We start from the raw sequence: 7729 nt of genomic DNA, 5'->3' as shown, positions 1-7729 counted from the left end.
CCCTCCCCACCCCCCCCCCCCCCCCCCCCCCCCCCCCCCCCCCCCCCCCCCCCCCCCCCCCCACCCCAGCTCCCACATTTGGATCTTCATGGGGATCAAAGGCTGCGCAAGCGCTTGCGCTGCAGGGTTTGGCTGGGGGATTCATCGAACAACTTGCGGTACTCCGCGGAGAACCGCCCCAGGTGCGTAAACCCCCACCCCAGGGCAATTTCGGAGATGGTGCGCGTGGAGCCTTGCTCGAGAATCTCCTGGCGCACCGCACCCAACCGATGCTTCTTCAAATACGCCATGGGCGACAGCGCGAAGTACTTGCGAAAGGCATCAAACAGCTTGAAGCGCGTCACCCCGGAGACAGCTTCCAGGTCTTCCAGACACACCGCCTCACGAGCGTTGTCATGCAGGTACTGACGCGCACGGATCAGGTAGTGCGGCAGTTTCACACCGAGCACGTCGCGCAGCTCTTCGGAGTAGTTGTTCGGCTGCGCCAGGATCAACCCCTTGATCAGCGAGCTTTCCAGGTCTCGGGTAAACGCCGCCTGCTCATATAACTCGCTGCTGCGCTCCAGCTCTGCAATGAAGTAACGCGCCATGCGCCACCACGACGCCGACGCGCCGTCCACTGCATCCATCACCGACTCGAAACGCAGCGGCGCCTCGATCGGCCGTTGCAGCAAACCTTCCAGCGTTTCACTCATCGCCGCGCGGGTGATCACCACCTGCAACTTGCGACAGTCGCCAGAGATGGCCAGCACCTGGTGCTCATTGGGCGAGAGGATCACGCCTTGGTCGCGGTTGGAACTCAGGCGCTCACCGTTCTTGCTCAGTTCCTGTTCGCCCACCAGCGGCAGGCTCAGGCTGTAGCTGCTGAAGTGTTCGGCGTCTTCAATGTCGATGGTCACGTCGGTGCCGTATTCGATCACGCCCAAGGTGGTGGCGCGGGACTTGAACACATTGGCACTGTGGTGAAAGCGCAGGCGCTCAGGCGTGGACGTCGCCAGCCGGTGTGGCCCACAAATGCCGGACATCCAGCTGCAGGCACCTTCCAGGTCAAAGCGTTGAATATGGATTTCGCGTGTATGGCTACTCATCAAGGTGCACCCACGGCGGTTAGGCTTTTTGCGCGCTCTGACGGCGCGTCGTTATTGTTCGACAGCAAGTTATGCGCCACACCCGCCCCATGGCCACTGAGTGGATAGCAACGGTCGACTATGTGGATAAGTCGCCGGTTTACGCGCCCCTTGCCCTGCAAGACAGTAGCGCATCCCGTCACCGCCCTGCACCGGGTTGGGTATTTGCTGCCCAATGTTGCGGCCCAACTTTCCGGCGCAGGTTCGCCCATTTAGCGGATAGCCCGCTCCCTGCCCCGCCCTCTCTAATGAACCACCGATTAGCCCTGATCAAAAAAGGTGCCTCCCATGAGTGGTGCAAGAAGCGTCGAGCAGTGGAAAACGTTTATCGAAGGTTGCCTGGATTTTCGCCCGGTGGATGAAGTGTTCCGCATCGCCCGGGACATGTTCACCGAGCCGGAACTGTTCGACCTGGAGATGGAACTGATCTTCGAAAAGAACTGGATCTACGCCTGCCACGAAAGCGAACTGGCCACCCCCCACGACTTCGTGACGATGCGCGCCGGGCGCCAGCCGATGATCATCACCCGCGATGGCGAAGGCCGGCTCAATGCGCTGATCAACGCCTGCCAGCATCGCGGCACCACCCTCACCCGCGTCGGTAAGGGCAACCAGTCCACCTTCACTTGCCCGTTCCACGCCTGGTGCTACAAGAGCGACGGCCGGCTGGTTAAGGTCAAGGCGCCGGGGGAATACCCGGAGGGGTTCGACAAAGCCACGCACGGCCTGAAAAAGGCCCGCATCGAGAGCTACAAAGGTTTTGTGTTTATCAGCCTGGACGTCAACGGCACCGACAGCCTGGAAGACTTCCTCGGCGATGCCAAAGTGTTTTTCGACATGATGGTCGCCCAGTCCGCCACCGGCGAACTGGAAGTGCTCCCGGGCAAGTCCGCCTACACCTACGACGGCAACTGGAAGCTGCAAAACGAGAACGGCCTGGACGGTTATCACGTCAGCACCGTGCACTACAACTACGTGGCCACGGTGCAGCACCGCCAGCAGGTCAACACCGAGAACGGCACAGGCGCAGGCAGCACCCTGGACTACAGCAAGCTCGGCGCGGGCGACGCGAACACCGATGACGGCTGGTTTGCGTTCAACAACGGCCACAGCCTGTTGTTCAGCGACATGCCCAACCCGAGCGTGCGCTCCGGCTACGCCACCATCATGCCGCGCTTGGTAGAGGAACACGGCCAGCAGAAGGCCGAGTGGATGATGCACCGCCTGCGCAACCTGAACATCTACCCGAGCCTGTTCTTTCTCGACCAGATCAGCTCGCAACTGCGCATCATCCGCCCGGTGGCGTGGAACAAGACCGAGATCATCAGCCAGTGCCTGGGCGTGAAGAATGAGTCCGACGCCGACCGCGAAAACCGCATCCGCCAGTTCGAGGATTTTTTCAACGTCTCGGGCATGGGCACGCCGGATGACCTGGTGGAGTTCCGCGAAGCCCAGCGCGGTTTCCAGGGCCGCCTGGAGCGCTGGAGCGATATCTCACGCGGCAGTCATCGCTGGGAAACCGGGCCTACGCCCAACAGCGAAGCCATCGGCATTCAACCGGCCATGACCGGCACCGAATTCACCCACGAAGGCCTGTATGTGAACCAGCATCGCAACTGGCAGCAGTTCCTGCTCAAAGGCCTCGACAAGCAAGCGCTGACACTGCGGGAGGTGGAGTGATGAATGCCCAATTACAGTATCGGATCGAGCAGTTCTTCTATCGCAAGGCCGAGCTGTGCGATGCCCAGGACTGGGACGCCTATGTGCAGCTGTTCGACCCGCAGAGTGAATTCCACCTGCCGCAGTGGGACTCGGAGCACGTCTATACCCGCGACCCCAAGCGCGAGATGTCGTTGATTTACTACGCCAACCGCTCGGGCCTGGAAGACCGTGTATTTCGTTTGCGCACCGGCAAGGCCGCGTCAGCCACGCCGATGCCGCGCACCTTGCACCTGATCAACAACGTGCGTATTGCCGAGCAGGTGGATGGAACGCTGGAGGTGAAGTTGAACTGGCACACGCTGTTCTATCGCCTGGCCACGTCGGAGCAGTTCTACGGGCATGCCACGTACCGCCTCAAGCCCGATGGCGACAGCTGGTTGATCACCCGCAAGCATGCGCTGCTGCTCAACGACACCATCAACTCGGTGCTCGATTTCTATCACCTCTGACCCTGTAGGAGCCGGCTTGCCGGCGATGGCGTCTGACCTGTTGAGCACTGCCGCCCGACAGACCGCTATCGCTGGCAAGCCAGCTCCTACAGTTATCGAATCCATGGAGAATGGTGGATGAATCACAAAGTGGCCTTCAGTTTTGCCGATGGCAAGACCCTGTTTTTTCCGGTGGGCGCCAATGAAGTCCTGCTGGATGCGGCGCTGCGTAACGGTATCAAGATCCCGCTGGATTGCCGCGAGGGGGTGTGCGGCACCTGCCAGGGGCGCTGCGATAGTGGCGATTACACCCAGGATTATGTCGACGAAGAAGCCCTGTCCAGCCTCGACCTGCAGCAGCGCAAGATGCTCAGTTGCCAGACGCGGGTGAAGTCTGACGCGACGTTCTACTTCGACTTCGACTCAAGCCTGTGCAATGCGCCGGGGCCCGTGCAGGTACGAGGCAGCGTGAGCGCGATGGAGCAGGTGTCGGCCAGTACGGCGATCCTGCAGGTGCAGTTGGAGCAGGCGCTGGATTTTCTGCCGGGCCAATATGCGCGCCTGTCGGTGCCGGGCACGAACAGTTGGCGGTCGTATTCCTTCGCCAATCTGCCGGGCAATCGCCTGCAGTTCCTGGTGCGCCTGCTGCCCGACGGGGTGATGAGCAACTACCTGCGCGAACGCTGCCAGGTGGGCGATGAGCTGATGATGGAGGCGCCACTGGGCGCGTTTTATCTGCGCCACGTGACCAAGCCGCTGGTGTTGGTGGCCGGTGGAACCGGGCTGTCGGCCTTGCTGGGCATGCTCGACGAACTGGCCGCCAACGGCTGCGACCACCCCGTTCATCTGTATTACGGCGTGCGGGGTGCCGAAGACTTGTGCGAAGCGGCGCGCATCCAGGCCTATGCTTCGAAAATTCCGGGTTTTCGCTACACCGAGGTGCTCAGCGCGCCCGCCGAAGACTGGCCCGGCAAGCGCGGCTACCTCACCGAGCATTTCGACGTGGCCGAATGGCGGGACAGTTCGGCAGATATGTACCTGTGCGGCCCCCCTCCAATGGTCGAATCCGTCCAACAATGGCTGGCGGATCAGGCACTTGATGGCGTTCAGCTGTATTACGAAAAGTTTACGGAGAGTAATATCTGACCCTCAGTACTTCTGAGGGGCAGCTGCGCGTGCACTTACCCTAAGAAAAACAAGTAGAAGGGAATGTTAATGGCGGATGACATGGTTAACCCGGTAGGCCTCAAGCGTGGCCTGAAGAACCGGCATATTCAGCTGATCGCCTTGGGAGGGGCGATTGGTACGGGGTTGTTCCTCGGCTCGGCCGGGGTACTCAAGTCGGCGGGGCCGTCGATGATCCTGGGTTACGCGATTGCCGGCTTCATCGCGTTCCTGATCATGCGCCAGCTCGGCGAGATGATCGTCGAAGAGCCGGTGGCCGGTTCCTTCAGCCACTTCGCCCACAAATACTGGGGCGGCTACGCAGGCTTCCTGGCGGGCTGGAACTACTGGGTGCTCTACGTCCTGGTGGGCATGGCCGAACTGACGGCCGTGGGCAAGTACATCCAGTTCTGGTGGCCGGAGATCCCGACCTGGGTCAGTGCACTGGTGTTCTTTGTGGCCGTGAACCTGATCAACACCCTGAACGTGAAGTTCTTCGGTGAGGCCGAGTTCTGGTTCGCGATCATCAAGGTGGTGGCGATTGTCGGCATGATCGTGCTCGGCTGCTACCTGCTGTTCAGCGGCACCGGTGGCCCGCAAGCGACCGTCAGCAACCTGTGGAGCCACGGCGGATTCTTCCCCAATGGCGGCATGGGGCTGTTGATGTCCATGGCGTTCATCATGTTCTCGTTCGGCGGCCTGGAGCTGGTGGGCATTACTGCGGCCGAGGCCAGCGAGCCACGCAAGGTGATCCCGAAGGCGATCAATCAGGTGGTCTACCGCATCCTGATTTTCTACGTCGGCGCCCTGACCGTGCTGCTGTCGCTGTACCCATGGGACCAACTGCTGCAAACCCTCGGCGCGTCGGGCGATGCCTACAGCGGCAGCCCGTTTGTGCAGATCTTCTCGCTGATCGGTAACGACACCGCAGCGCACATCCTCAACTTCGTGGTACTGACCGCGGCGCTGTCGGTGTACAACAGCGGCGTGTACTGCAACAGCCGCATGCTGTTCGGCCTGGCCGAGCAAGGCGATGCACCGAAATCGCTGATGAAGCTGAACAAGCAAGGCGTGCCGATCCGCGCCCTGGCGATTTCGGCGTTGGTGACGATGCTGTGCGTGGTGGTCAACTACGTGGCACCGAAAAGCGCGCTGGAGCTGTTGTTCGCGCTGGTGGTTGCCTCGCTGATGATCAACTGGGCGCTGATCAGCATCACCCACATCAAGTTCCGCAAAGCCATGGGCCAGCAAGGCGTGACCCCGTCGTTCAAGACCTTCTGGTTCCCGTTCAGCAACTACCTGTGCCTGGCGTTCATGGTGATGATCATCAGCGTGATGCTGGCGATTCCGGGCATCAGCGAGTCGGTGTATGCGATGCCGGTGTGGGTGGGGATTATCTATGTGGCCTACCGGTTGCGGGTTCGCAAAAGCAACGCGGTGGTCAACGCACAATAACCTTGTAGGAGCCGGCTTGCCGGCGATGGGCCTCAAGCCTTGCGCCGATATCAAAGATGCCATCGCCGGCAAGCCGGGCTCCTACAAGGGGAGTGTTTCAACCAATAAAAAGCCCCGGTAATCCGGGGCTTTTTTGTTTAGAGCGTGGAGCGTACTCGCCAGAGTTCCGGGAACAGCACGGTGTCGAGCATCTTGCGCAAATACCCCACGCCCTCGGTGCCGCCGGTGCCCGGCTGGAAGCCAATGATTCGTTCCACCGTCGTCACATGGCGGAAACGCCACTGACGGAACGAGTCCTCCAGGTCGATAAATTTCTCGGCCAACTGGTACAAATCCCAATAGCGGCTCGGGTCGCGGTACACCTCGCGCCACGCCGCCTCCACGGAGTCATCGTGTACCGTCGGCGCCGTCGGGTCGCGTTCGGCGCGTTTCGGGTCAATCGCCAGGCCGGCCTTGGCCATCAGGTTGATCGCCTCGTCATACAGCGACGGCGTGGCAATCGCCACTTTCAACTCGTTCAACAGCTCCGGCCGATGGGCGTGGGGCCGCAACAGTGCCGCGCTTTTATTGCCGAGGATGAATTCGATCTCGCGGTACTGGAACGACTGGAACCCCGACGACTGCCCCAGGAACGGGCGGATCGCCTTGTACTCCGACGGCGTCATGGTCGCCAGCACCGCCCAGGCGTGCACCAGTTGGTCGAAGATCCGCGACACCCGCGCCAGCATCTTGAACGCCGGCGGCAACTCGCCCAGGCGCACGTGCTCGCGGGCCGCCTTGAGTTCGTGGAGCATCAGTTTCATCCACAGCTCGGACGTCTGGTGCTGGATGATGAAGAGCATTTCGTTGTGGTCCGGCGACAGCGGGTGTTGGGCGCTGAGGACTTTGCCCAGGTCCAGGTAATCGCCGTAACTCATGGACTCGGAAAAATTCAGTTCGGCGTTATGCCATTCTTCGGGCGGCTGATAATCAGCAGAGAAAGGACATTGGCTCATCGCGTGGGCTCCTTGAGCGGGCGGAGAATGGCGCGGACCGGGCTCGCGTCGAGGTTGGCAAACCGCAGTGGCAGGGCGATCAGTTCATAGTCGCCCTCCGGTACGTCGTCGAGCACGATACCTTCGAGAATCGCCATGCCATGGCGCGCCACGGCGTTGTGGGAATCCATGGTCTTGGACTGTTGCGGGTCCAGGGAGGGGGTGTCGATGCCGATCAAACGCACGCCCAGGCTGGCGAGCAGCTCGATGGTTTGCGGGGCGATGGCGGTGAAGTTCGAATCCCATTCGGTGAGCGGCGCTTGTGGATAAGTACGCAGCAGCACACGCTCCGGCAAGTTATCCACACGCCCTTCCAGCTGATGCGGCTGCACCAGGGCGCCGCTGCCCAGGCAATGCAGCACGCGGCAGGGGCCCATGTACACGTCCAGCGACACCTCGCCAATCGGCGCGCCGTCGGCGCTGTAATGCAGCGGTGCGTCCACGTGGGCGCCGGTGTGCGGCGACAAGGTGATACGCCCCACATTCACCGGGCACTCCGGGCCAAACTGCCACACGCGCTCTTCCTGGAACGGCGTATCTCCCGGCCAGGTCGGGGTCGCCGTGCTCAAGGGCGGGCTGATATCCCACCACGTTTTTATTGGGTTCATCTGAAGGCTCTCGGCGGTTACTGGGGTGAATGATACGAGGGCCTGTTGCGAATTTTCTTGCGAATTCTGGCACGGGGAGGGAAATCTTTCGCACTTACTGCGATGAAACACCTTATTCGTGATTGGATATTTCAATTGTAGGAGCCGGGGTGGGGGGGGGGGGGGGGGGGGGGGGGGGGGGGGGGGGAGAG

Annotated in this window: 7 protein-coding genes; 4 read left to right on the top strand and 3 right to left on the bottom strand. The window is 61.3% G+C overall.

The genetic code is table 11. From position 1 onward, the window contains the following. Window positions 1–95: 95 nt before the first annotated feature. Window positions 96–1088, bottom strand: a complete 993-nt coding sequence (locus AC07SU_RS30735) for an AraC family transcriptional regulator (protein WP_176996926.1) — start codon at window positions 1086–1088, stop codon at window positions 96–98. Between the two features lie 327 nt (window positions 1089–1415). On the opposite strand from AC07SU_RS30735, the gene antA reads away from it, so the two are divergent. The 4 genes from antA (at window position 1416) to AC07SU_RS30715 (ending at window position 5896) form a co-directional block, all read left to right on the top strand. Beyond that, a complete protein-coding gene (antA, locus tag AC07SU_RS30730; RefSeq protein WP_494999252.1) occupies window positions 1416–2807 on the top strand; it encodes an anthranilate 1,2-dioxygenase large subunit in 1392 nt (463 codons plus the stop codon). After that, window positions 2807–3298, top strand: a complete 492-nt coding sequence (gene antB / locus AC07SU_RS30725) for an anthranilate 1,2-dioxygenase small subunit (protein WP_494999251.1) — start codon at window positions 2807–2809, stop codon at window positions 3296–3298. Before antA ends, antB begins: the two co-directional genes overlap by 1 nt. Before the next feature lie 117 nt (window positions 3299–3415). Beyond that, window positions 3416–4423, top strand: a complete 1008-nt coding sequence (gene antC, locus AC07SU_RS30720) for an anthranilate 1,2-dioxygenase electron transfer component AntC (RefSeq protein WP_494999250.1) — start codon at window positions 3416–3418, stop codon at window positions 4421–4423. 69 nt (window positions 4424–4492) lie between these two features. Continuing rightward, window positions 4493–5896: an amino acid permease gene (locus tag AC07SU_RS30715; protein WP_457407305.1), complete on the top strand. Its 1404-nt coding sequence runs from the start codon at window positions 4493–4495 to the stop codon at window positions 5894–5896. Window positions 5897–6033: 137 nt separating this feature from the next. Here the strand turns inward: AC07SU_RS30715 and kynA are convergent, their stop codons facing one another. Both kynA and kynB read right to left on the bottom strand, forming a co-directional pair. Next, window positions 6034–6891, bottom strand: coding sequence for a tryptophan 2,3-dioxygenase (kynA, locus tag AC07SU_RS30710; protein WP_176996921.1), 858 nt, complete (start codon window positions 6889–6891; stop codon window positions 6034–6036). Continuing rightward, window positions 6888–7538: an arylformamidase gene (kynB, locus tag AC07SU_RS30705; RefSeq protein ID WP_124528297.1), complete on the bottom strand. Its 651-nt coding sequence runs from the start codon at window positions 7536–7538 to the stop codon at window positions 6888–6890. Before kynB ends, kynA begins: the two co-directional genes overlap by 4 nt. Window positions 7539–7729 lie beyond the last annotated feature (191 nt).

Source organism: Pseudomonas sp. GW821-FHT05H12, assembly GCF_059419385.1.
Note: the sequence above shows the minus strand (reverse complement) of the source record. Positions and strands in the feature narration are given on the sequence as shown.

Excerpts from the sequence above, each read along its gene's own strand:
- AC07SU_RS30735 (WP_176996926.1), bottom strand. The coding sequence starts at position 1,088 with ATGAGTAGCCATACACGCGAAATCCATATTCAACGCTTTGACCTGGAA.
- antA (WP_494999252.1), top strand. The coding sequence starts at position 1,416 with ATGAGTGGTGCAAGAAGCGTCGAGCAGTGGAAAACGTTTATCGAAGGT.
- antB (WP_494999251.1), top strand. The coding sequence starts at position 2,807 with ATGAATGCCCAATTACAGTATCGGATCGAGCAGTTCTTCTATCGCAAG.
- antC (WP_494999250.1), top strand. The coding sequence starts at position 3,416 with ATGAATCACAAAGTGGCCTTCAGTTTTGCCGATGGCAAGACCCTGTTT.
- AC07SU_RS30715 (WP_457407305.1), top strand. The coding sequence starts at position 4,493 with ATGGCGGATGACATGGTTAACCCGGTAGGCCTCAAGCGTGGCCTGAAG.
- kynA (WP_176996921.1), bottom strand. The coding sequence starts at position 6,891 with ATGAGCCAATGTCCTTTCTCTGCTGATTATCAGCCGCCCGAAGAATGG.
- kynB (WP_124528297.1), bottom strand. The coding sequence starts at position 7,538 with ATGAACCCAATAAAAACGTGGTGGGATATCAGCCCGCCCTTGAGCACG.